Below are 24300 nucleotides of genomic sequence, written 5' to 3' on the forward strand. Positions count from 1 at the left end.
ATTTTATTAAGATAAAGCAGGTCTTTCATAACAGTTCTATGACTTAAGCGTAAAGTACAATTTCCTTAAATAAATAATAGCTTACTAGTTTTGAATCGTCCTTTTAAAAAGGCTTAACCATTCAAAATTAATAGTAAACATGAAAAAAAAATTACCATTTTTAGTGCTGTTAATGCTTAGCTTTATAGGCTTTGCTGATACAGGAGATTCAAAAAACAGAATAGAATCCAATACGATGCAAGCAGGCTTTCCTTTTGATGCAGGTAGTATTTGGAGTTATAACGACACGGGGGTAGATCTTGGTGCCGCTTGGAAAGAAATTGGGTATGACGATAGTGCTTGGCAAACAGGTGCAGCTCAAATGGGGTATGGAGACGGTGATGAGGTTACAACCTTATCATACGGTTCAGATTCTGAGAACAAATATCCAACTTATTATTTTAGATATGAATTTAATGTAGCAGACGCCTCTGTTTATGGTGATCTTGTTTTTAATCTTTTAAGAGATGATGGCGTAGTGGTGTATCTTAACGGTACTGAAATTATAAGAGATAATATGCCTGCTGGTGTAATCTCGTATAGCACTTTTGCTGCAAGTACAGTAGGTGGTGGCGATGAAGATGCCTTCTTTCCTTTTACAGTTTCAAACTTATTGCAAAATGGAGATAACGTTATTGCTGTAGAATTGCACCAACGTACAGGAACAAGCTCAGATTTAGGTTTTGATATGTCTACAGGTTTTGTGCCTCAAACAGCAGGAACTGCAACTTATCCTATGGAGGAAGGTCTTGTATGGTCTTACTTAGATTCTGGTGTAAGTTTAGATGCCCAACCATGGACTGGAACAGCATATGACAGAAGTGCATGGGCAGTTGGTTATGCACCGTTAGGATATGGAGATACTGTAGCTACTGAAGTGTCTTATGGAGCTGATGCTAATAACAAAATCATTACAACTTACTTTATAAAAGATGTTAATATCGTGTTGAATGACTTAACAGACCAAGTCGTTTTAGGATTGAAACGTGATGATGGTGCAATCGTTTATGTGAACGGCGTTGAGGTAGTTAGAGATAATATGCCTGCTGCACCAACAGACTACTTAACAAATTCTGAAATTATTGTAAGTGGTGCCGATGAAAATACGTTTTACACACATAAGGTTGCAAAATCTTACTTTGTAGAAGGTTTAAATCGAATTGCTGTTGAATTACATAACCGTGACGGACAAAGTTCAGACTTACAGTTTGACATGTTCATGAAGAACGAGTCTGTAGTTGAACCTTGTCAAGCAGGAACAATAGGTTGTTTTACTTCTATTGAACCAACAGGACAAACGTCAAAAATGATTATTCCAGACAATCACCGTTTTCAATTAATCGTAAAGCAAGGTGATGCTTATAGCTCAGGAATTGGTACCGTAGGTGGTAATAATGATTTTACTGGGTATACACCTATTAGTGGTTCTAGTAAATTAGGTTATGTTTCAATTAACCATGAAACTACACCTGGAGGGGTTACCGTTGCCGATGTGAATTTTAACCAAAACACTATGTTATGGGAAGTGTCTAAAACACAACCTGTAGATTTTTTCAATACGGCTTTAGTGACTACAGCTCGTAACTGTTCAGGAGGTACTACGCCTTGGGGTACAATTATAACTGCTGAAGAAACGAACTCTAGTGGTGACAGTAATAGTGATGGTTATGATGATGTAGGCTGGTTAGTAGAATTTGATCCTGCAACAGCTAAAGTAATTGACTATGGTAATGGTCAAGAAAAACTTTGGGCCATGGGTAGAATGAAACATGAAAATGTAGTCGTTGCTGAGGATATGAAAACGGCCTATTATGGTGAAGATGGCGGTACAGACTGTATGTATAAGTTTGTAGCTACTACAGCTGGAGATCTTTCAGAAGGTGCTTTATATGTTTTAGTGTTAGACGCTCCTTTAGTAGCAAACGATCCTTCTTCTACAACTGCAACATGGGTACAAGTACCTAATACAACGCCATCAGAAAGAAATAATGTAACAAGTACAGCTGCTGCTTTAGGTGGAACAGATTTTAACGGTGTTGAAGATTGTGAAATAAACCCAATTACAGGAGAGGTTTATTTTACTTCTAAAGGGAAAAGTCGTGTGTACAGTTTTACTGAAAATGGTGCTACGGTTTCCAATTTTAAAACCTTTGTTGGCGGAACGTCTTATGACATTACTACAGAAACAGGTGTGTTTAATGAAGCTTGGGGTGGTGGAAATGATAACTTAACTTTTGACAATGAAGGAAATCTTTGGGTGCTTCAAGATGGAGGAAACAACTACATTTGGGTAGTGCGTCCAGATCACACGCAGGCGGAACCTCATGTGGAATTATTTGCTTCTATGCCAAACGGTTCAGAGCCTACAGGTTTAACCTTTACTCCAGATTTTGCTTATGGTTTCTTTTCAGTACAACATCCAAGCGGTTCAAATGATGCGCAGCAAGATGCTACGTTTTCAGATATTACATTTAATGCATCTTCAACAGTGGTGTTTGCTTTAAAAGAAAATCTTGGAGCACAGATTCCTGTAGCAGATTTTAAAGCTTCAGAAGCGTCTGTAGATGCTGGTGCAACAGTAACATTTACTGATTTAAGTACAAACAACCCAAGTTCTTGGCTTTGGACGTTTGAAGGCGGTGATCCAGCAACTTCTACTGATGCCAATCCAACGGTTACTTATAATACTAAAGGTGAATTTAACGCTAGTCTTATTGTAGGAAATGCGAGTGGAAATGGAATTGAAGTCGCTAAGGAAAAATATATTTTAGTACAACAAACGTTAGAGATTGATGAGGTATTAAAAAACAATATTTCTGTATACCCAAATCCAACAAGTGGTATTGTAAATATAGACGTAAGGAATCAAAATGGTGATATTACTATTGAAGTATTCAATATGTTAGGTCAAAAGGTGTTTTCTAAAAAGGAAGGTGAAAATCTAAATAATAAAGACATTATAACTTTAGATTTAGCGCCTCACGTGAATACCAATCAAATGCTTGTAATAAAAGTAACAGTTGGTGAAAAGTCAGCTAGTTATAAAATTATGAAGCAAAATTAATTTTTAATAATATTTATAAATCGACTGGAGCAATTTGTTTTGCTCCAGTCTTTTTGTATTCATATTTTGATGATGATTAAATTCAGTTTTTTAATATTTTTCTTCGGAATAATAGCGTTTTCAGTGGGAGCGCAAAATGCTAATCCGTTAACGGAAAAAATGTATTATCATGTTGATAACGCACTTTCTGAAAACAAAGGTGCAACCCAGTTAAATTTACGTGACCAGCAACTTTTTCAGTTACCTGAAAATATTCAATATTTGAAACATTTGGTTTTTTTGAATGGTATGGGTAATTCTTTTGAGCGTTGGGATGAAAAACTTTTCAGTCTAAAAAACTTAGAAATTTTAAACCTCAAAGGGAATACGTTTAGTTATGTTCCAAGTGAAATATCAAAGCTCAAAAACTTATCAAAATTAGATTTGTCTGATAATAAAATTTCTGAAATTTCAGATGAAATAGGAACTTTAAAAAATCTTCAGTTTTTATACCTTTCAGAGAATAGTTTAGTGTCTTTACCGAGTACTATTGATCACTGTGAAAAATTGCAGGTTTTGCAAATGGACAATAATCAATTGAGTTATTTGCCATCATCTGTGGCAGCTTTAACATCATTGAAAACATTACAAGTAGGGTATAATCAATTTTATGAATTAGATACGCAATGGACCCATATTCAAACACTTGAAGAATTAAATATGGAGCACAACCGCTTGCAGAACATTCCTAATAGTATAGGTGCTTTAAGTCAATTGAAAACCTTAATTCTAAATAATAATAATTTAAAGGAATTACCTGCTAGTTTTTCAAATTTAAAAAACCTAGAATTGGCCATAATATCTGGTAATGAGTTAACGGTAATGCCAGAGCGTATTTCAGAATTACAGAAACTGAGAACGCTTATTTTAACTAACAATAAATTTAGCGAAGCAGAACAAAAGCGTATTAAGGATGCGCTACCAAATTGTGCTGTATATTTTTAAAGCATTATAAACGTATCAAACAAAAAATAGGCTGTCTTTTCGGACAGCCTATTTTTTTAAGGAGTATATCTCCCTCGCTTATTGAAAATATTTTATTCTAATGTTGGTGAATATGACGTTGGATAGTCACCAGCCTTCATAAGGTTGCCTGAAGCTTCAAAATTTGAACCATACGTTTCGTCTATTGCTTTTAGAAAAGTATTACCCATTAGTGCATAGCCTCGAGCCGTAAGGTGTACCCCATCTAAGCTTACTAAGCCTCCGAAAACAAGATCTGTATTTAAAAAATAGTCATCAAAAGTAATACCGTTTGTAGAGGCCTCTTCAATCACACTTTTTAAATCGGCTACAGCTAACCCTTTCGCTTGAGCTACGGCTTCTATACTAAGGTTGTAACCCATGGCTGCATCGTTAATATTATTTTGTTCTTCTGGTGTAAGCACAAAGTTATCTCCCATAGGCGTTGAAACTCCAACACCTTTTGGTATTTCAGAAGAAGCTGTAAGAAGAATTAAATCGTCAGATGTTGCTTGTCTTAAATTGACTAGCGCAGGATTTAATGCTGTTAGATCTCTTAAATCTTCATCCATAATTACCAAAGCGTTGTTTGGTGCTTCTGCAAATGTAATGGTACGTTTAGCTATTTCTTCATCAGCCATTTCTTGAGTAAGTGGCGTGTTCGCTACAAGATAAGCATAAGCTTGTACGATTCCAGCATTGTAGGCGCCATAGGCGTTCGCGCTGTTTAAATATCCAGCAGTAGCGGCATCTAAAGGTACAGGGTTATGGTTTACGGTAGTGAAATGAGAAACACCTAAAATATCCGGTACATTTGCAATAACACCTTTAGCGCCATTAGCGGTTAATTTATCCACAATAATTTCTAAAGAGCCATTAAATGTAGCTACATCTGTAATAGCATCAGAATCGTCACCTCCAGATAATGCATAACCTAATACATCGGCAGCACCAATATCTGATAAGGTGAAAAAAGTTGGATTTTGTGCTATAGCATCATCAATTACTGTAGCCGTTGGAGCTGAAGCAATTCTTGCGTAATACGGGTTTGCACCTGCGTATCCTGGCGCAATTAAATGAAAACTCTTTGCTCCTGGGATTCCAAAATTATTAAAGTCGCTTCCAATATTAACTCCGGCCTCTGTGGTGATTGGCGGAACGGGAGCACCCAATCCAGCTAAAAATTCATTTAAAGGTTGTGGTCCAGGAATCTCGCTATTAAAGGTCAATCGGTAGCCGCGAACTGGTGTGCCACCAACCAAAATACCACCTGTATTGTCGCTAACAAGTGGTTGAGTAAACTCACCACCTCCAACATTTTCAAATTGCGAGGCTAACATGTTAGGGAAAGAGTTTTCTTGTCCAGCAATAAATAATCCAAAATCAGAGTAGCCAGCCGTAAGCGAAGCACCCACAGAGACATATTTTTCAAAATTAGCAGTACCAGATTCTAATTCAGGAACCGTTTCATTATCAACAGGAGGAATAACATCTTCTGGTGAGTTACACGCTGTAAATCCAAGTACAACTAAGATGAGTCCTATATATTTAGTTTTAATCATGATGTTAATTTTATAAGTTGTTAATTGTCCAAGAGAGGTAGTACATAGAACCAATAAAACCTGTTCCATATGCCGTAAAGTATTCATCACCTAATAAGTTGGTAGCACCTAATTTAAATGTAGATTTAAAGCTAGGAATGGTATAATTTATTTGTGCATCCATGACATGGTATTCAGGAATTAATCCATCACCAAAAGTAGATTGCCAATAATAGTCATCACTAAAACGATACGAAATATTGAAACCAAAGTTTTTAAACAGATTCGTGTTTCCAAAGCTCGCTTTGAATTTATGTTCTGGCGTGTTGAAGTTTGTTACGAAATCTGGATATTTTTCTTGATCAAAATCTAGCTTGGCAAAAGTGTAACTTCCGCTTAAATCATAGTTTCCAAATATTTTGGTTGAAAGACCAATTGAAGCACCATAAGAATTAACAGCTGCTTTAGAGTTGGTGTAAGCATTATAAGTAATGTCGTCACCTCTATTAATGGCATCAACAGATAATGCATTATCTCCTACTTGACCATATAAAGGAGCAACCACATATTCTTGTGATATAAAATCCTTGTAACTGTTATAATAAGCACTAAAGTCGATAGTTAAGTTTTTTAGTTTTCCTCTATATCCAATTTCGGCAGAGGTTACTTGCTCAGGTTTTATTAAGTCTGGGTTTGCAACAACCAAGTCATTGGTGTCTCCAGTTGTTTTATAGGTTAAAACAGAAGCTTCAGAATAGGAGTTACTGTATGCAGCACCACCTGTTTGTGTAATCACACTTGGTTGTCCTGCTATTTGCCCACTACCACTTACATTGTAATCACCAGAATAACGATCTAAATTGTCAGGTGATGAACCAACTAAAATCGCTCGGTTAGCATCTAAACCAATGAATAAATCTTGTGTTGTTGGATTTCTAAATCCAGTTTGAACAGAGGCTCTGAAGTTATGATTTCTATTCAAAGTTAACCCTCCTGATAATCTAGGAGAAAAGAAACCATCGAAAAATTCAGACTTATCGTAGCGCAAAGATCCTGTTAATTTTAATTCTAGACTTTCGTTTAATTCAATGTTTTTTTGAATTTGGGTATATACGCCGTATTCAAAATATTCAATAGGACCATCGTAATCTGTGTAAATGGTTCCAAAGGAATTTAAATTATACATCCTATAAGAGCCACCCACTTGAATTTCAGCGAATTTGATGACCTCACTGAAGTTGTAGTTACCATCCATGTGGTAGTATTTTGAAGCATCAGCAAATTTAGAACCTGTCGTTAAATCGGGGTCATTTATACTTCTATTGAAAGCAGCTATGTATTCTGGAGTCCCAGGTTCAAACCGACCTGTTTCTGCCTGAGCACGTGCTGCAGAATGCGCCTGACCATCGTTTGCTCCTGCCAAAGTGGATTGAATATAGGTTCCTGCATATTCTGCGAACCAGTTTAAATCTGGTTTCCAAGCTCTATTTATGTTAATGCCCGTAAAAACCATATCGTATGAATCACCGGCTTTATCGGCAACAATATAACTTCTTAAGAAAAAATTTCTATTACGAATCTCAATTTTATGTTGCTCTTGAAAAAAGTTGTCAATATTGTAGCGGTTTAAACCTTGGTATATGGTTGTTCCGGTACCTACTTTACCAACATAAGAAATTTCGAAATCGTTCTCTAATGGGCGGTAGTATAAACCCCAATCGGCTTTAATACTACTAGCCTCATAGTTTGTTAATTCACTTTCGTTATAACCTGTTCTACTCACATCAACTGAAGGGGCTAATGTACTAGCTCCTGCAGGTAAATAGGGTTGGCCTGTAGCGGGATTAATAGCTGATTCTAATAGTATGGCCACTTGTCTTAAGTTTTGAGAGACTTCATCACCATAAACATTTACACCGTTATAGTTTAAGTTGGTTTCACGTGTGCCGCCTTCCATATTTCTATCTACCACACTTGTTGCAGCCCAGTCTGTACCTTCTAAATATCCAAAATTAACTTTAGCTGCAAATTTTTCGCTAAATTTATGAGCCGCACGAATGCTTAAATCGGTATAAGGGTTGGTTCCTGAAGCTTCTTGAGAAGTGACACCTCTTTTTATTGAAGCACTAATTCCGCCATGGTCAAAAGGGTTTTTACTACGCATAAATAAAATTCCGTTAAATGCATTGGCACCATATAAAGCTGAAGACGCTCCTGGTAAAAGCTCTACGCTTAATACATCGGTTTCAGTCATACCTACTAAATTTCCAATTGGAAAGTTTAATGCCGGTGTAGAATTATCCATACCATCAACAAGTTGCATGAACCTGTTATTAGCAAAAGTTGCAAAACCTCTTGTGTTAACCGATTTAAAAGTCAATGAGTTGGTATTTACATCAACTCCTTTCAGGTTTTCTAGACCGTCATAGAAATCGGCGGAAGCGGTATTTTTAATTTCTTTGAGACCTAGACGCTCTATCGTTACTGGAGATTCAAAGATGCGTTCAGGCGTCCTTGAAGCTGAAATGACAACTTCATCTAAAGCCGTACCTTCTACTAAAACAAAATTGATAACTTGATTTGCAATAGTAATTTCTTTTGTAATGGATTCGAAACCTATACTACTTGCTTGGATAGAGAATGGTGGATTTTGGTTAAAGGTTAAGGTAAAGTTTCCGTCAAAATCGGATACAGTTCCGACAGTAGTACCTACAACGATGATGTTGGCTCCAGGGATTGGTAAACTTGTGTCGTCTACTACAGTTCCTGTGACGGTTGTTTGTGCATTCGAGAGGTAGCAAACAAACAATAGCAAAAGTGGGAGAGTTTTTTTCATTGGTTATGTTTAGTTTAAGTTTAAAACAATATAGCGCAAAAGAACGAAATATTGCCCATTGCTAAAAATATAAAATTATATGCACGCATAGCATATTTTTGTAAAAAAATGTATGATTTATTGCTAAATAGTCAAAAATTAGTGCTAAAAAAAGGCCATGACACTCGAGTGTTATGGCCTTTTTAAAATATTTTTATTTCAGTTAATTATTCAACAGTAACCGATTTCGCTAAATTTCTAGGTTGATCTACATTTTTATCTAGCATAACAGCTATATGGTAAGATAATAATTGTAATGGAATCGTTGTAAGTAGTGGAGAAAGTGATTCTAAAGTTTCAGGAACCTCAATAACATGATCGGCAAGCGATCTTACTTGTGTATCTCCTTCGGTAACAATACCAATAATTTTTCCTTTTCTAGATTTAATTTCTTGAATATTGCTTACCACTTTTTCATAATGACCCTTTTTTGTGGCGATTACTACTATAGGCATATTTTCATCAATTAATGCAATTGGGCCATGTTTCATCTCCGCAGCAGGGTAACCTTCGGCGTGGATATATGAAATCTCTTTTAATTTTAATGCGCCCTCAAGAGCTACCGGGAAATTATAGCCACGACCTAAGTATAAGAAGTGATGAACATCCTTATAGATGTTAGATATGGTTTGAATATTGGCATCCGATTCTAGTGCTTTTTCTACTTTCTTAGGAATCATTTCTAATTCAAGAAGGTGCGTTCTAAAATCTGAGCTACTAATTGTGCCTTTAGCTCTAGCTAACCTTAAAGCGATTAAAGTTAATACTGTAATTTGAGTTGTAAAAGCTTTTGTTGAAGCTACTCCAATTTCTGGTCCAGCATGTGTATAAGCACCTGCATCTGATTCTCTAGCTATAGACGAACCAACTACGTTACAAACACCAAAAACAAAAGCGCCTTTAGATTTAGCTAATTTTATAGCAGCTAAAGTATCGGCAGTTTCTCCAGATTGTGAAATGGCGATAACTACGTCGTTCTCGTTGATAACAGGGTTACGGTATCTAAATTCTGAAGCATATTCTACTTCAACAGGGATTCGAGCTAAATCTTCAAAAATATATTCTGCAACTAATCCGGCATGCCATGAAGTTCCGCAGGCTACTATAATTATGCGGTTAGCATTAAGAAACTTTTTCATGTTATCTTCAACACCTGCCATTTTAATAATAGCCTCATTTCTTAATAACCTCCCACGATAAGTGTCTGTAATCGCTTTAGGTTGTTCATGGATTTCTTTAAGCATAAAATGCTCGTAACCGCCTTTTTCAATTTGCTCTAGGTTGATTTGTAATTCTTGAACATAAGTGTCAACTACAGAATCATCTTTAATTTTTCTAATTTTGATGCCTTTGTGAAATCTTATAATTGCCATCTCCTCATCTTCAAGGTAAACAGCATTTTTTGTGTATTCTATAAAAGGAGAAGCATCACTTGCGATAAAAAATTCATCTTCGTTTTCACCAATTCCGATAGCCAAAGGACTACCTAAACGTGCAACAACAATTTCTTCCGGCTTGTTTTTATCGAAAACAGCAATGGCATAAGCGCCAATTACTTGGTTTAGAGCTACTTGAACTGCTTTTCCTAGTTTTAAATCTTCTTGTTTTTGAACCTCTTCAATAAGGTTTACTAAAACTTCAGTATCAGTATCAGATTTAAAATTGTAGCCTCTAGTGATTAATTCTTGTTTTAAAGATTCGTAGTTTTCGATTATACCGTTATGGATAATCACTAAGTTTCCAGAGTTAGAAACGTGCGGATGTGAGTTCACGTCATTGGGAACGCCGTGTGTAGCCCATCTCGTATGACCAATACCTACATTGCCTGTTTTAGTGATTTCTTTATCAGCGATGGCTTCTAGATCTGCAACTTTTCCTTTTGTTTTAGAAACTTTAAGATCTGTGCCGTCAAAAAGTGCAATTCCTGCACTATCGTAACCTCTATATTCTAAACGTTTTAAACCTTCTATTACTATGGGATAAGCCTCTCTAGGGCCTATGTATCCAACAATTCCACACATATTTTTTCTATTTGGTGTTGAGCTTAATTATTACTAGCAAATATGTGAAATAATAATTAATCAATCTTATTTACTATATGAACTTTCATTTTATACGATGAAATTCACATATAGAGATGATTCTATAAATTATTTTTTAGCTTCAGAGGAGAATATTTTCAATTGTAGCCTTTTCTCAGCATCAGCTACGTTTTGGCTGCTACCATAAATGATGGTTCCTCTAGGAGATAATATAGAGGCTCTAGGTACAGCTGTAACGTCATCACCACTATCAAGAATTTCCGCATTACCTGTATAATTAACGTTGTTTGATAACACTAATCCTATTGTTGTAGGCGTGTTTTCTGCAATTGAGTCGGTAAATAAAATATTATTTAAATGTTGTGTAAGACGAATTTTGAAAACCCCTTTATCATTTCTTTGCCCTAGACTAATAATTTTAGAATTTAACGGGTCTGTCGTGTTTGTTGTAGGGTCTATGCTATAATCTAATGTTGTAGCATTGCTCTTTATGTTATAGGCATATATTCGATCATAAGTGTGATAGTCTTCCATACCACCGTCAGGTAAATTGTCTTCTTCAGTAAGAACTAACTGGGCTTCATTTATAAGTTTTTTTAGCTGAAACCTATTAGTGATTGGATCTTTAATATAATCACCGTTGTCATCAAGTTGTCTATATCTTTGTTTAAAACAATCAATAGCCTCTAAATCTAAAATACCATCACCATCACAATCCACTTTTCCGCTAAATAATTCGACTACGGCCATAGAGCCTTCTACACCTTTAAGATACAATTTATCATCACCTAAAGTTTTATCACCGTCGGTAAGCGGAATAGTGTAATCATTAATAAAAGTATTTAGGATATTACCAGAAAAATTCATGACATAAGTGTCTTGAACTCTACTGCCATCTGCTCCAGATGTATAATGTATAGTAATGTTGGCGGTAGTTGCAGCAATATTTAAAAGTATCATTGAACCATCTGAAGCTGTTGCCTCCGCTTTAAAATATAGACCTCTAAAATAATTTTTAAAATTACTTTCGCTACTTAAAACAGGATCTCCTTCTTTATCAATAATCACTTCTTTCCAATACTTTTCATCTAGTTTTTCACGAAGTGCAGGGGTTGAATTTGTTGCCACCTCGTCATCACCTTCTCCAACTGTCGTTATAATAACTTTTTTACTAGGAATAAAGGCTGAATTATGATAAATAGGAGTGGTTAAGTCATCAATATGATCGTCAAATTTAATAACAGATGATCCGTTAAGTGCAGAATTCACAGGACTACTTCCGTTAGAATAATAGTTTTGTATGTTGTTTTCTGGATTGTTAGGGTCAAAATCTCTAAGGTAATAATTACTCCTATAAACGGTAAGTTCAATAGGTGTATTACTGTTTCCAAATAAAGAATCTAATTTATATTCTGGAATGTTATCTTCATCATAACTCACCACAGTATTGTAGTAAGGAATGTTTAAAACGACACTATCAATAACAGGGTTTTCGCCAAATTCTGGTGAAAAAGAGGTTGGGGCAATTTGAGAAACAATACTTGCGGTAGTTAAACCATAAGAAGGATCGTTAAATACGCCTAGTAAATTACCCGCTGTAGCTGCAGAGGAGGTTGTCCCGAGATTGTTAATTTGTAACGAATCTAGTTTTTTATTATAGGCGGTTACAGACCATAGGGAGTCCTTTGTGTCAAAATCTGCGTTTTCGTCGCCAAGAACATCACTTTCTATAACGCTATAATCTTTGTCGCAGGCAATAAAAGCGCTAACCAAAAGAAGAAAAACAACAGGGAATTGAAGGGAATTAATTGTCTTTTTCATATAATATAAATGACTTTGATGTTTAGCTTAAAACGGTCTCGTTGAAAAATGTTGTATAAGCTTCACCAAATTCATCCTTAGTTTTATATTCTAAAATAGGTTTGTCTGATGCTTGTAAGTAACTGTTTAAGTCTTCGGGGATCGTTTCTGATCCAATAATTAAGGCGTCAGAATAATCTATCGCAACTTTCATTAAGTTTGTGTATGTTGGGTCTTCAAGCGGTTTTACGGCTTCATCATCAATATTATCAAACTTAATTTTGTTAATCATTTCTTCGTTTAACGAACCGCTAAAACTTTGATTGTAAACAGAAGTTACGATTTTACTTTCGCTAAATAAAGGCTCATCCTTATAGTACTCTTTAAAGTAAAGGGGTAGTAAAGAAGCTAACCAACCATGAACATGAATAATATCTGGAGCCCAGTTTAATTTTTTTACGGTTTCAATAACGCCTTTTGCAAAGAAAATAGCACGTTCATCATTGTCTGGGAATAATTTCCCAGCTTCATCGGTTAACGTAGCTTTTCTTTTGAAATATTCATCGTTATCAATAAAATAAACTTGAATGCGCTCTTTTGGAATAGAGGCTACCTTTATAATTAAAGGCATATCCAGATCGTTAATAACTAAATTGATACCAGATAATCGTATAACTTCGTGTAATTGGTGTCTTCTCTCATTTATATTGCCATACCTAGGCATGAATATTCTAATTTGGCCACCTTGTTGATTCACCATTCTAGGTGCTTCAAATGACATAGAAGAAATTTCGGTTTCAGGTAAATAGGGCACTACTTCAGATGATACATATAATATCCTCTTATCTTTCATATGATGGTTTTTGTTGACTTTAAATAGCCTCTACATCACGTAATCGTTACGTGTTTCATGTATTAGCATGAAATTATATACAGGTGTTACTTTTAGCAATTGAAAATAAAAAACACGCAAAAATACAAAATTTTATGCAAATTGGTTGTAAAATCTTAAGTTTGCACCCGTTAATTTTATATTAAATAGTGGAAGTTTACTCAGAAAAACAACAAATTACGTTAGCGCTCGATGCTGTAAAGGACATAAATCAATCCATAGGATTGGTGCCCACTATGGGGGCTTTGCATAACGGTCATTTGGAATTAGTAAAAAGAGCTTTGTTAGAAAATGATGTAGTTGTGGTGAGTATTTTTGTGAATCCAACACAGTTTGACAACAAAGAAGACTTGGAAAAATACCCAAGAACATTAGAAACAGATGTAGCACTTCTTGAAGAAGTAAATGCAAATCGAATTATGGTTTATGCGCCTTCGGTGGAAGATGTTTATGAAGATGAATTGGCTTCGCAAAAGTTTGATTTCGATGGTTTGGAATTTCAAATGGAGGGTAAATTTAGAGCAGGACATTTTGATGGTGTTGGCACCATTGTAAAACGTTTGTTTGAAATTATTAAACCTAATAATGCTTATTTTGGGGAGAAAGATTTTCAGCAATTAGCCATCATTAAAAAGATGGTTGAAAAGCATGACATTCCAGTGAATATCGTGCCATGTGCTATATATCGAGAAATGAATGGTTTAGCTATGAGTTCGCGAAATGTGAGGCTTAAGCAAGAATATAAGGAAGCGGCGCCGTTTATTTACAAAACATTAACAGCTGCCAAAGCTAAATTTGGCACAGAAAGTGCTGTTGATGTTATGGAATGGGTTGATAAACAGTTTTCTATGCATGACTTGTTGAAATTAGAATATTTCATTATAGCAGACGAAGACACCCTGGAAACGGTATCAAAAAAAATAAAATTAAAAAAATACAGAGCGTTTATCGCAGTTTATGCTGATGATATTAGACTTATTGATAATATCGCTCTAAATTAATTATCTTTGCCTCATGCAAATTCACGTAGTAAAATCTAAAATTCATAGAGTTAAATGCACCGGTGCAGAACTCAATTATATTGGCAGTATTACCATTGATGAAGACTTAATGGAAGCAGCTAATATTATTCAAGGAGAAAAAGTTCAGATTGTTAATAATGATAATGGTGAACGTCTTGAAACATATTGTATTCCAGGGCCTCGAAACTCTGGGGAAATCACTTTAAATGGTGCTGCTGCAAGAAAAGTTGCGGTTGGAGATACGCTAATACTAATCACTTATGCAATCTTAGATATCGAGGAAGCAAAAGGGTTTAAACCTGCTTTAGTATTTCCTGATGAAGCGACAAATTTGTTAAAATAAGCTCTTGAACCAGAACATAAAAAATCTTTTAAAGATCGTACTCCCACTATTGTTGGGAGTTTTTTTAATCTGGTATTCCTTATCTAAAGTTTCCATTGATAAATTATTAGTTTATGCTAAAAACGCCGATTATACTTGGATTGTTTTTGGGATGTTTTTAGGGCTTTTAAGTCATATGTCTCGTGCGTACCGCTGGCGTTTTATGCTAACTCCTATGGGTTATCATGTGAAATTCGGAAATAGCTTTATGGCTGTTTTTGCAGCTTACTTAATAAATTATACCATTCCTAGAGCAGGTGAAGTCGCTCGAGCATCATTACTTGCTAATTATGAAGGTGTGCCTTTTGAGAAAGGTTTTGGCACTATAGTGGCCGAACGTATTGCAGATATGATTGTTATGTTGGGTATTATGACGATTACACTTTTTTTGCAATTTGATTTTATCTACGGATTTTTAATTCAGAAATTTAATCCTGTAAAAGTAGTTTTAGCCATGTTTGTGGCTGCTGTTATTTTCATCATAGCAGCGATACTCATAAGAAGAAGTAGTTCTAAAATAGCCTTAAAAATTAAAAATTTTGTAGGCGGATTAATTGAAGGAGCGCTTAGTATTTTCAAAATGAAAAATAAGTGGGCCTATATATTTCACACGCTTTTTATATGGGGTATGTATGTACTCATGTTTTATGTAACCACTTTTGCGATTAAAGAATTAGGAGTTGTTTCTCCTGGCGCTATACTTGTTGGGTTTATTTCTGCGAGCTTTAGTATTGCGGCAACAAACGGTGGTATAGGGTCTTATCCTTTAGCTGTTTTCGCAGCCTTCTCGCTTTTTGGAATTCCAGAAGAACCAAGTATTGCTTATGGTTGGATCATGTGGGCATCGCAAACACTTGTTATTATTGTTTGTGGAGGTCTGTCATTAATTTATTTGCCCATTTATAATAGAATAAACAAAAAGTAATTGATTTTTAGGTTGTGATTTGCTTGACGATTACTTCGTAAAACTTTGCTTTTAAACTCTGTGTTTATTTATTACCTTGCCCCATTGAACCAAATACCAAATATTTAAGATGAAACACCTACTTTTTATTTTATTGTTTACCATATCAGTTAGTTATATGGGGGCGCAAGTTAAATATCAAAACTTTCATTCTTCAAAGTTAGGGGAAGATCGTGAACTAAAAATTCAATTACCACGAGGTTATGATAAAGATGATAAATCCTATCCGTTAATTCTTGTTTTAGATGCCGATTATATGTTTGAAGCGGTAGCGGGTAACGTTGATTATTTTTCTTATTGGGAAGATATGCCAGCATCAATTGTAGTGGGGGTAAACCAATTAAATAAACGTTATGATGATTGTATGTATTCTGAACAAAACTCATTACCGATAGATTCTGGTGCTAATTTTTTTGAATTTCTTGGGTTAGAATTAATTCCGCATATTGAAAAAACATACAGAACAGGTAGTTTTAAGGCTGTAATAGGGCATAGTGAGTCAGCTAATTTTATTAATTACTATTTATTGAAGCCGCAACCGTTGTTTCAATCGTATGTTGCTATTAGTCCAGATTTAGCTCCAAATATGTTGGAATATCTTCCAGAGGCTTTACGTAAAGTACAGCGTAAAACGTTTTATTATTTAGCTAATACGGAAAAGGATACCGAAACGATAAAATCGATGACCAACGCCTTAAATACTGATATATCTGGTGTAGAGAACGACAACTTAGTTTATAATTTCAATAACTTCAAAGATCCTTCACATTATTCCGTGCCAGCTAATGCTATTCCTGTAGCTTTAGAGAAAATGTTCAAAATCTATCAACCTATTTCAAAGATGGAATATCAAGAAGTGATTTTAGAATTAGAAATTTCACCTGTTTTATATCTTCAAGAAAAGTATCAAGAAATTAGTGATGTGTTAGGTATTCAAAAGCCTATTTTAGTTAACGACTTTAAAGCTATTGCAGCAGCTATTGAGAGAAAGGAAGCTTATGAGTATTATGAAGAACTAGGAAAAATGGCTAGAGAATCTTATCCAGAAACTTTATTAGGTGGTTATTATATTGGTCGCTTTTATGAGGAAACAGGAGAGCCAAAACGTGCCATGAGAACGTATCAATCGGCTTATACTTTAGATGAAATTGCTGGAATTACTAAAGATGAGGTAATGGATAGAGCAGATTTAATAAAAGCAGATTTCGGGTTATAATTAACAAGAAGCTCACGCAATAAAACACAATCGAATTCATGGCGAAAGTCAAAACCACTTTTTTTTGTCAGAACTGCGGTACGCAATTTGCAAAATGGCAAGGCCAATGTACGGCGTGTAAAGAATGGAATACCATTGTTGAAGAATTGGTGCAAAAGCCAGAAAAAAGTGATTGGAAAACACCAACTTCTTCTGCGAAACGGGCATCAATTCCATTGTTAATTAATCAAATTGATACCTCAAAAGAACCACGATTAAATACTTTTGATGGCGAGTTAAATCGTGTTCTAGGTGGTGGTATTGTTCCTGGGTCATTAACCTTATTGGGTGGAGAACCTGGAATAGGAAAAAGCACCTTATTGCTTCAAGTGTCTTTAGGGTTGCCCTATAAAACGTTATACGTTTCTGGTGAAGAAAGTCAGAAGCAAATAAAAATGCGTGCTGAACGGGTTAACCCCAATAATAGTAATTGTTATATCCTAACCGAAACCAAAACTCAAAACATATTCAAACAAATTGAAGCTTTAGAGCCTGATATTGTCATTATCGATTCTATTCAAACGCTTCATAGTGATTATATCGAATCGTCTTCTGGAAGTATTTCTCAAATCAAGGAGTGTACCACCGAGCTAATCAAGTTTGCTAAAGAAACGGCAACGCCGGTGTTATTGATTGGTCATATTACCAAAGATGGCCATATTGCAGGGCCTAAAATATTAGAGCATATGGTGGATACGGTTTTGCAGTTTGAAGGTGATCGTAATCATGTCTTCCGTATTTTACGCGCAAATAAAAACCGTTTTGGCTCTACAAATGAATTAGGAATTTATGAAATGCAAGGTTCCGGACTTCGAGAGGTTAGTAATCCTTCTGAAATTTTAATCTCTAAAAAAGACGAAGAATTATCTGGAAATGCGATTGCGGCGACCTTGGAAGGGATGCGTCCTTTAATGGTCGAGGTGCAAGCCTTGGTGAGTACCGCGGTTTATGGAACACCGCAACGTTCGGCAACCGGATTTAATGCGAAGCGCCTCAATATGTTGTTGGCTGTTTTAGAAAAACGAGCTGGCTTCCGTTTAGGAGCTAAAGATGTGTTTTTGAATATTACAGGTGGTATTACCGTTGATGATCCTGCGATTGATTTAGCTGTTGTGGCTTCAATTTTGTCTTCTAATGAAGATGTTGCCATTCCTAAAGATTATTGTTTTGCTGCAGAAGTTGGTTTGTCTGGAGAAATTCGCCCAGTACAACGTGTGGAACAGCGTATTTTAGAAGCCGAGAAATTAGGTTTTGCAACCATTTTTGTGTCTAAATACAATAAAATTTCACTTCAAAATACAGCGATTAAGGTTCAGTTGATTTCAAAAATGGAAGATTTGGTAGATTATATCGTTTAGTGAGTTGACTTACAATTAGCTTCGGTTATTCCAAGCAGAACCAAAAATAATATACCAACCAAAGTCATTATTAGACCAGGCGAAATCGATACCAGTTCGTATACCAAATTTACGTGCAATTAAATACCTAAAGCCTGTTCCGTAGGAATGTACTAAATCGGCGTCTCCAAACGATTGTCCATCAATAGGCGCTTTAGCGAGTCCTCCAAAAGCAACCAAACTCCATCTTGAGGTAATATCGAAGCGTTGTTCTGTTTCAAATACATAAATGTCATCGCCTTGATATCTCGCCATTGGAACGCCTCGCATATTAATCGCTGGTTTTGCGTAGAAAGGGGCGTCGCCAAATTGAAGTTTACTTTCTGCATGAAATCCGCAAACCCAGTTTGAGGTGAATTGAAAGAATTTATATAGCGCAATATCCAAAGTTTGAAAGTCGTAATCACTACCGGTCCAATTAGCGTTTATGTTATAGGATGAAGTGAAATACCAGCCTTTATTTGGTGTAAATAGGTTGTCGCGCTTGTCGTATTCGAGAACTACGCCTAGATTGCTTAAATTACTAGTAAGGTCTTTCTCTTCAACAAAATCAGGTAAATTGATATTATTAAAGTTGGGTTTAATGTTGTTATGCAGGTATAAATATTCTAGTCCGAGATAAATATCGCTATTCCCAAGTTCTCTTAAAACCGAGGCAAATGCTATGGTGCTTCTAAAATTGAAGCCAAATTCTTTTTCGCCAACAACTGGAAGTGTTCTATAAAAGTCTAAGTTCACGTCTGCGTAAGCCAGGGCTGCTCTGTATTTTAATTTGTATTGTGGTAAGGTAGCAATGCGCATACCTCCAACACCCCATGATTTATTTGCTGAATAGCCTCCAAACGCAGCGGTAATATCGGGTGGCGTATATTCGCCTTCAGCTTGATGCTTGTTAGGTTTTATGAAAACAGGTGAAAATATTAGTCCGATACCACCCAATGCTGGTTCTGTAATGAGTTGAGGCACTGGGATAAATCCATTAACATCAATTAAGAAGTCACTGAAATCCAATTTGCCATCAAGACTATCTTTAAATCTATTTTTTTTAGCCCCGTCAGTTGTTTCAGTTTGAGCATAAGAAATTAATCCTACCGTTAAAATGGCAATTAATGTGAGGGATTTTTTGAAATTCATAGAGTTAGTCTATTTTGAATTCGTTTTAATTTACGCCTTTTTTCTTAATTCCAAAGCGGTATTGCAGACCTGTCATAATAAAACGTTGTTCATCTGATAAACTATACTCGCCTCTAAACATCCAGTGTTTGTTGATTTGCAAGTTAAAGCCCATTTGAAATGTGGTTGTTTGAGCAATTTCCTTTTTAATGTTATAATCAATCTTGGTTGTAAATATGCCACTGTCGTTAACCGTTTCTTCAATAGTGGTTAAAGCTTGGTTTTGAGCTTGTAGTTTTATTTTTACTTTAGGATCTGTTGCGGGATCATCTATTATGGCTTGGTTACTGGCAATTTTATCGTCTACGGTTTCATTAAAAGTCATATCCAAATCAGGAAAAACTTCATCCAAGCCAATTTGCCCTGAGTTTCCATCAGCTCCTACGAAATCTCTATACATGACACCAAGATACGGTGCGAGAAAAAAGTCTTTGTTGTTTTTAGATAAACCAAATCGGTAACCAGCTCTTGCCGATAAAGTAGCGTAGCCTACTTGTTCTTTTAATAAAGCGGTGTTGGTTCTAGAATAGTTAAAATCAGTGCTTAAAAAATAATTGTCCCATCCGAAAACTAGGGTTGTACCAATACCATAAGTCATAGCGTCAAACTCTACGTTGGATGAAAATTCAGGTAACTGTAAAATAATTTCACCTTCAGCATCTTTCCAAGTGGGTTGAAGACTGACCATAGTGCCACCTGTAACTGTTGAAAACAAGCCATAAACATTCATAAAAGGTAATATCCAGGCATCTGCTCTTAAGTTTAAGCCATTTGTTGTAGCGGCTACGTTAGTGAAATTAAGAGTTTCTACATTTAAGATGTTTGATACATCTTTACCAGCAATATCTAATCCAAATTCTGTGATTTCTAAGTCCATAAAGGCGTTTACGTAATTCACATTGACACCAAAAGGCAGTTGAAGCTGGTCGGCCATACCTCTTTCTGCTACTTTATCACCCCAAATGGGTAAAACGTATGGGTAGCTAATGGAATCTTGTACTTGAGCAAAGGATTTTAAAGACAAGAAAAGTACTGTAAAAGCCAGAAGGTAGTTTGATTTCATATGTGGTTAATTAGTGTGTTTTATTTAGGTGCTTGTCTTTTTAGCATATTTTCTAAACCCTAAATTTTTTATTGCGTTTTATAGTTCAAATTTAAAAGATTAATTTCAAAAAATGGACGAATTCTTAAAAATGATAAATTAACTCATATTCAGCGGGCTATAATTGTTTTTTTATTTGATTTGAGAAAAGAAGTGAGGTTTACTTTTTATGCATGTAACGTCGCAAAATGTAAGGCGTTAATTTTGTAGTATAGCATGTGTTATTTTATACTTAAAACTAGGTGTAGCTTAGTGAGCAGCTCTTCTGTATTTTTCCTTTAAAAGCCTATCATTTTAAGTATAATTCCTTAAATTCGCGAACTTATTAGAATTACAAATAAATGAACGCTAAATTTCCTGAATATAAAGGTCTTAACTTACCAAACGTAGCAACAGAAATCCTACAGTATTGGAAAGAAAACAACATTTTTGAGAAAAGTGTAACAACAAGAGAAGGTCAAGCGCCCTATGTGTTTTTTGAAGGGCCACCGTCTGCAAACGGACTTCCTGGTGTGCATCACGTTTTGGCGCGTGCTATTAAAGATATTTTTCCGCGTTATAAAACCATGAAAGGTTACCAAGTGAAGCGTAAAGCAGGTTGGGATACCCATGGTTTGCCCATTGAATTAGGTGTGGAAAAAGAATTGGGTATCACAAAAGAAGATATTGGTAAATCTATTTCGGTTGAAGATTATAACGCAGCTTGTAGAAAAGCTGTTATGCGTTATACTGATGTTTGGAATGACCTAACCGAAAAAATGGGGTACTGGGTAGATATGGATGATCCATACATTACCTATGAGCCAAAATACATGGAATCGGTTTGGTGGTTGTTAAAAGAAATATACTCTAAGAATTTAATGTATAAAGGCTACACCATTCAGCCTTATTCGCCTAAAGCCGGTACAGGTTTAAGTTCTCACGAAGTTAACCAACCAGGTGCTTATCAGGATGTAACGGATACGACTATTGTTGCTCAGTTTAAAGCTGTAGAAAATACATTGCCTGACTTTTTACAAAGTGAAGGCTCTATTCATTTTATAGCATGGACAACAACGCCTTGGACGCTGCCGAGTAACACAGCGTTAACTGTTGGGCCAAAAATTGACTATGTTTTAGTAAAAACATTCAACCAATATACATTCGAAGCAATAAACGTTGTTTTAGCAAAACCATTAGTTGGAAAACAATTTGCAGGAAAAAACAATGTATTAGTTGAAACTGTTGAAGGTTTAGATACTTACAATGCGGGCGATAAAAAGATTCCATATTTAATTGTAAAAGAATTTAAAGGAAAAGATTTAGTTGGTATTCAGTACGAACAACTTTTACCTTACGCTTTACCAAACGATAATCCTGAAAATGCTTTTAGAGTGATTGCTGGAGATTTCGTAACTACAGAAGATGGAACCGGAATCGTACACACCGCGCCAACTTTTGGTGCCGATGATGCCCTGGTTGCAAAACAAGCAACTCCCGAAATTCCACCAATGCTGGTGAAAGATAAGGATGGTAACTTGGTGCCATTAGTCGATTTACAAGGGAAATTCAGACCAGAAATGGCCGAATTTGCTGGTAAATACGTGAAAAACGAATATTACGACGATGGTGAAGCGCCAGAACGTTCAGTAGACGTTGAAATCGCTATTAAATTAAAAGAAGAAAATAAGGCCTTTAAGGTTGAAAAATACAAGCACAACTACCCACACTGTTGGAGAACCGATAAGCCAATCCTTTATTATCCGCTAGATTCTTGGTTTATAAAAGTAACCGATATCAAAGGGCGCATGCATGAATTAAATGCAGGTATTAACTGGAAACCAAAATCCACAGGAACGGGACGTTTTGGAAACTGGTTAGCAAACGCCAATGATTGGAACTTATCACGTTCACGTTATTGGGGTATTCCATTACCAATTTGGAGAACTGAAGATGGTAAAGAGGAAATCTGTATAGGTTCTGTTGAAGAGCTTAAAGCCGAAATGCAAAAAGCAGTTTCAGCAGGCGTTTTAGCTAAGGATATTTTTGAAGATTTCGAAGTTGGAAACAATTCCGAAGAAAACTATGCGAAATTAGATTTACATAAAAGTATTGTTGATGAAATTGTATTGGTTTCAGCAACAGGGCAGAAAATGTTCCGCGAAAGCGATTTAATTGATGTGTGGTTCGATTCTGGTTCTATGCCTTATGCGCAATGGCACTACCCGTTTGAGAATAAAGAATTAATTGACGAGAATAAATCATTCCCTGCAGATTTTATTGCTGAAGGTGTTGATCAAACCCGTGGATGGTTTTATACGCTTCATGCGATCGCAACCATGGTTTTCGATTCTGTGGCTTATAAAAACGTGGTGTCTAACGGATTGGTATTGGATAAAAACGGACAAAAAATGTCCAAACGTTTAGGTAACGCCGTTGACCCTTTTGAAACTTTAGGGGATTATGGTGCCGATGCGACACGTTGGTACATGATTGCAAACGCCAACCCTTGGGATAATTTGAAATTTGATATTGAAGGTGTTGAAGAGGTAAAACGTAAATTCTTCGGAACCCTTTACAATACCTATTCATTCTTCAGTTTATATACGAATTTAGATAAATTCAGTTATGCGGAAGCTGATATTCCTTTAGAAGAGCGTCCGGAATTAGATCGTTGGATTCTTTCAGAATTACATACATTAATTCAGAAGGTGGATGCTTTTTACGCCGATTATGAGCCGACGAGAGCAGCGCGTGCCATTTCAGATTTCACACAAGATTATGTGAGTAACTGGTATGTGCGTTTAAGTAGAAGACGTTTCTGGAAAGGGGATTACGAGCAGGATAAAATTTCGGCCTACCAAACCCTTTACACGTGTATGGAAACCATTGCGAAATTGGCCGCCCCAATTGCACCGTTTTTCATGGATAAACTGTATTTAGATTTAAATTCAGTGTCGCAAAAAGAACGGTTTGAGAGTGTGCATTTAGCGAATTTCCCTGTGTATAATGAAGCTTTTGTTGATAAAAGTTTAGAGCGTAAAATGGAAAATGCTCAAGTGATTTCTTCTTTAGTGCTTTCATTAAGAGCGAAGGAGAAGATAAAAGTGCGTCAGCCGCTTCAAAAAATAATGATTCCTGTAGATTCCGAACAGCAAAAGGAAGAGATTGCAGCCGTTTCAGAATTGATAAAGCACGAGGTTAATATTAAAGAGATTGAGCTTCTTGATGATGCTTCAGATATCTTAGTAAAACAAATTAAGCCTAACTTTAAAGTACTTGGGCCACGCTTTGGAAAAGATATGAAAGCCATTGCTGGAATAGTAATTAACTTTACACCGGAAGATATTAACAAAATTGAACAAAATGGTGCTTTGGAAGTTGATGTTAATGGAAAAAATATTACATTAGAACGCTCGGATGTTGAGATTACCTCGCAAGATATTGAGGGGTGGTTGGTAGCAAATGAAGGTGCTTTAACCGTAGCTTTAGATGTTACTATCTCTGAAGAATTGCGTAAAGAAGGGATTGCCAGGGAGTTAATAAACCGAATTCAGAATTTACGTAAAGATTCAGGTTTTGAGGTTACAGATAAAATTACTGTAAAGCTTCAAAAGGATGAGCAGATTACAAATGCTGTAGAAGCGAATGTGGCTTATATTAAGTCGGAAACTTTAACTAACGAACTAGAAATAGTTGATAAACTAGATGATGGTATAGAAATTGCGTTTGATGATGTCAATACCAAATTGTTTATCCAAAAACATTGAA

Annotated in this window: 15 protein-coding genes; 8 read left to right on the forward strand and 7 right to left on the reverse strand. The window is 35.8% G+C overall.

Features of this window, described 5'->3' with window-relative positions; genetic code table 11:
* The first annotated feature begins 139 nt into the window (after positions 1-139).
* Both Q4566_RS09820 and Q4566_RS09825 read left to right on the forward strand, forming a co-directional pair.
* On the forward strand, positions 140-3103 hold the full coding sequence (locus Q4566_RS09820; protein ID WP_303420649.1) for an alkaline phosphatase PhoX: 2964 nt from the start codon (positions 140-142) through the stop codon (positions 3101-3103).
* A gap of 69 nt (positions 3104-3172) precedes the next feature.
* Positions 3173-4087: a leucine-rich repeat domain-containing protein gene (locus tag Q4566_RS09825; RefSeq protein WP_303420651.1), complete on the forward strand. Its 915-nt coding sequence runs from the start codon at positions 3173-3175 to the stop codon at positions 4085-4087.
* A gap of 92 nt (positions 4088-4179) precedes the next feature.
* Here Q4566_RS09825 and Q4566_RS09830 read toward each other — a convergent pair whose 3' ends face one another.
* The 5 genes from Q4566_RS09830 to Q4566_RS09850 form a co-directional block, all read right to left on the reverse strand.
* Positions 4180-5667, reverse strand: a complete 1488-nt coding sequence (locus tag Q4566_RS09830) for a G-D-S-L family lipolytic protein (protein WP_303420653.1) — start codon at positions 5665-5667, stop codon at positions 4180-4182.
* 10 nt (positions 5668-5677) lie between these two features.
* Positions 5678-8482 carry a TonB-dependent receptor domain-containing protein gene (locus Q4566_RS09835; RefSeq protein ID WP_303420655.1) on the reverse strand — a complete coding sequence of 935 codons (2805 nt, stop codon included), beginning with the start codon at positions 8480-8482 and terminating at the stop codon, positions 5678-5680.
* 206 nt (positions 8483-8688) lie between these two features.
* Positions 8689-10542, reverse strand: coding sequence for a glutamine--fructose-6-phosphate transaminase (isomerizing) (glmS, locus tag Q4566_RS09840; protein WP_303420657.1), 1854 nt, complete (start codon positions 10540-10542; stop codon positions 8689-8691).
* A gap of 129 nt (positions 10543-10671) precedes the next feature.
* Positions 10672-12384, reverse strand: coding sequence for a DUF4270 domain-containing protein (locus Q4566_RS09845; RefSeq protein WP_303420659.1), 1713 nt, complete (start codon positions 12382-12384; stop codon positions 10672-10674).
* Between the two features lie 22 nt (positions 12385-12406).
* Entirely contained in the window at positions 12407-13216 is an 810-nt protein-coding gene (locus Q4566_RS09850; protein ID WP_303420661.1) for a glycogen/starch synthase, read from the reverse strand.
* Positions 13217-13404: 188 nt separating this feature from the next.
* Here Q4566_RS09850 and panC point away from each other — a divergent pair, with 188 nt between their 5' ends.
* From panC to radA, 5 genes are all read left to right on the forward strand, one after another.
* Positions 13405-14256, forward strand: a complete 852-nt coding sequence (gene panC, locus Q4566_RS09855; protein ID WP_303420663.1) for a pantoate--beta-alanine ligase — start codon at positions 13405-13407, stop codon at positions 14254-14256.
* Between the two features lie 13 nt (positions 14257-14269).
* Positions 14270-14620, forward strand: coding sequence for an aspartate 1-decarboxylase (gene panD / locus Q4566_RS09860; RefSeq protein ID WP_150936696.1), 351 nt, complete (start codon positions 14270-14272; stop codon positions 14618-14620).
* A gap of 4 nt (positions 14621-14624) precedes the next feature.
* Positions 14625-15584: a lysylphosphatidylglycerol synthase transmembrane domain-containing protein gene (locus tag Q4566_RS09865; RefSeq protein ID WP_303420667.1), complete on the forward strand. Its 960-nt coding sequence runs from the start codon at positions 14625-14627 to the stop codon at positions 15582-15584.
* A 109-nt stretch (positions 15585-15693) separates the two neighbouring features.
* A complete protein-coding gene (locus Q4566_RS09870) occupies positions 15694-16839 on the forward strand; it encodes an alpha/beta hydrolase (protein WP_303420668.1) in 1146 nt (381 codons plus the stop codon).
* A 38-nt stretch (positions 16840-16877) separates the two neighbouring features.
* Complete coding sequence (radA, locus tag Q4566_RS09875) at positions 16878-18236, forward strand: DNA repair protein RadA (RefSeq protein WP_303420669.1); 1359 nt, start codon at positions 16878-16880, stop codon at positions 18234-18236.
* 15 nt (positions 18237-18251) lie between these two features.
* Here the strand turns inward: radA and Q4566_RS09880 are convergent, their stop codons facing one another.
* Positions 18252-19409, reverse strand: a complete 1158-nt coding sequence (locus tag Q4566_RS09880) for a BamA/TamA family outer membrane protein (protein ID WP_303420670.1) — start codon at positions 19407-19409, stop codon at positions 18252-18254.
* 25 nt (positions 19410-19434) lie between these two features.
* Positions 19435-20511 carry a hypothetical protein gene (locus Q4566_RS09885; RefSeq protein WP_303420671.1) on the reverse strand — a complete coding sequence of 359 codons (1077 nt, stop codon included), beginning with the start codon at positions 20509-20511 and terminating at the stop codon, positions 19435-19437.
* Positions 20512-20891: 380 nt separating this feature from the next.
* Here Q4566_RS09885 and ileS point away from each other — a divergent pair, with 380 nt between their 5' ends.
* A complete protein-coding gene (gene ileS / locus Q4566_RS09890) occupies positions 20892-24299 on the forward strand; it encodes an isoleucine--tRNA ligase (RefSeq protein WP_303420672.1) in 3408 nt (1135 codons plus the stop codon).
* The last annotated feature ends 1 nt before the right edge of the window (position 24300 follow it).

The sequence above is a fragment of the Tamlana sp. 2_MG-2023 genome (genome assembly GCF_030548465.1).
In the GTDB taxonomy this organism is placed as follows: Bacteria; Bacteroidota; Bacteroidia; order Flavobacteriales; family Flavobacteriaceae; genus Pseudotamlana.

Coding starts and splice junctions, on each gene's coding strand:
- Q4566_RS09820 (WP_303420649.1), top strand. CDS start 140: ATGAAAAAAAAATTACCATTTTTAGTGCTGTTAATGCTTAGCTTTATA.
- Q4566_RS09825 (WP_303420651.1), top strand. CDS start 3,173: ATGATGATTAAATTCAGTTTTTTAATATTTTTCTTCGGAATAATAGCG.
- Q4566_RS09830 (WP_303420653.1), bottom strand. CDS start 5,667: ATGATTAAAACTAAATATATAGGACTCATCTTAGTTGTACTTGGATTT.
- Q4566_RS09835 (WP_303420655.1), bottom strand. CDS start 8,482: ATGAAAAAAACTCTCCCACTTTTGCTATTGTTTGTTTGCTACCTCTCG.
- glmS (WP_303420657.1), bottom strand. CDS start 10,542: ATGTGTGGAATTGTTGGATACATAGGCCCTAGAGAGGCTTATCCCATA.
- Q4566_RS09845 (WP_303420659.1), bottom strand. CDS start 12,384: ATGAAAAAGACAATTAATTCCCTTCAATTCCCTGTTGTTTTTCTTCTT.
- Q4566_RS09850 (WP_303420661.1), bottom strand. CDS start 13,216: ATGAAAGATAAGAGGATATTATATGTATCATCTGAAGTAGTGCCCTAT.
- panD (WP_150936696.1), top strand. CDS start 14,270: ATGCAAATTCACGTAGTAAAATCTAAAATTCATAGAGTTAAATGCACC.
- Q4566_RS09870 (WP_303420668.1), top strand. CDS start 15,694: ATGAAACACCTACTTTTTATTTTATTGTTTACCATATCAGTTAGTTAT.
- radA (WP_303420669.1), top strand. CDS start 16,878: ATGGCGAAAGTCAAAACCACTTTTTTTTGTCAGAACTGCGGTACGCAA.
- Q4566_RS09880 (WP_303420670.1), bottom strand. CDS start 19,409: ATGAATTTCAAAAAATCCCTCACATTAATTGCCATTTTAACGGTAGGA.
- Q4566_RS09885 (WP_303420671.1), bottom strand. CDS start 20,511: ATGAAATCAAACTACCTTCTGGCTTTTACAGTACTTTTCTTGTCTTTA.
- ileS (WP_303420672.1), top strand. CDS start 20,892: ATGAACGCTAAATTTCCTGAATATAAAGGTCTTAACTTACCAAACGTA.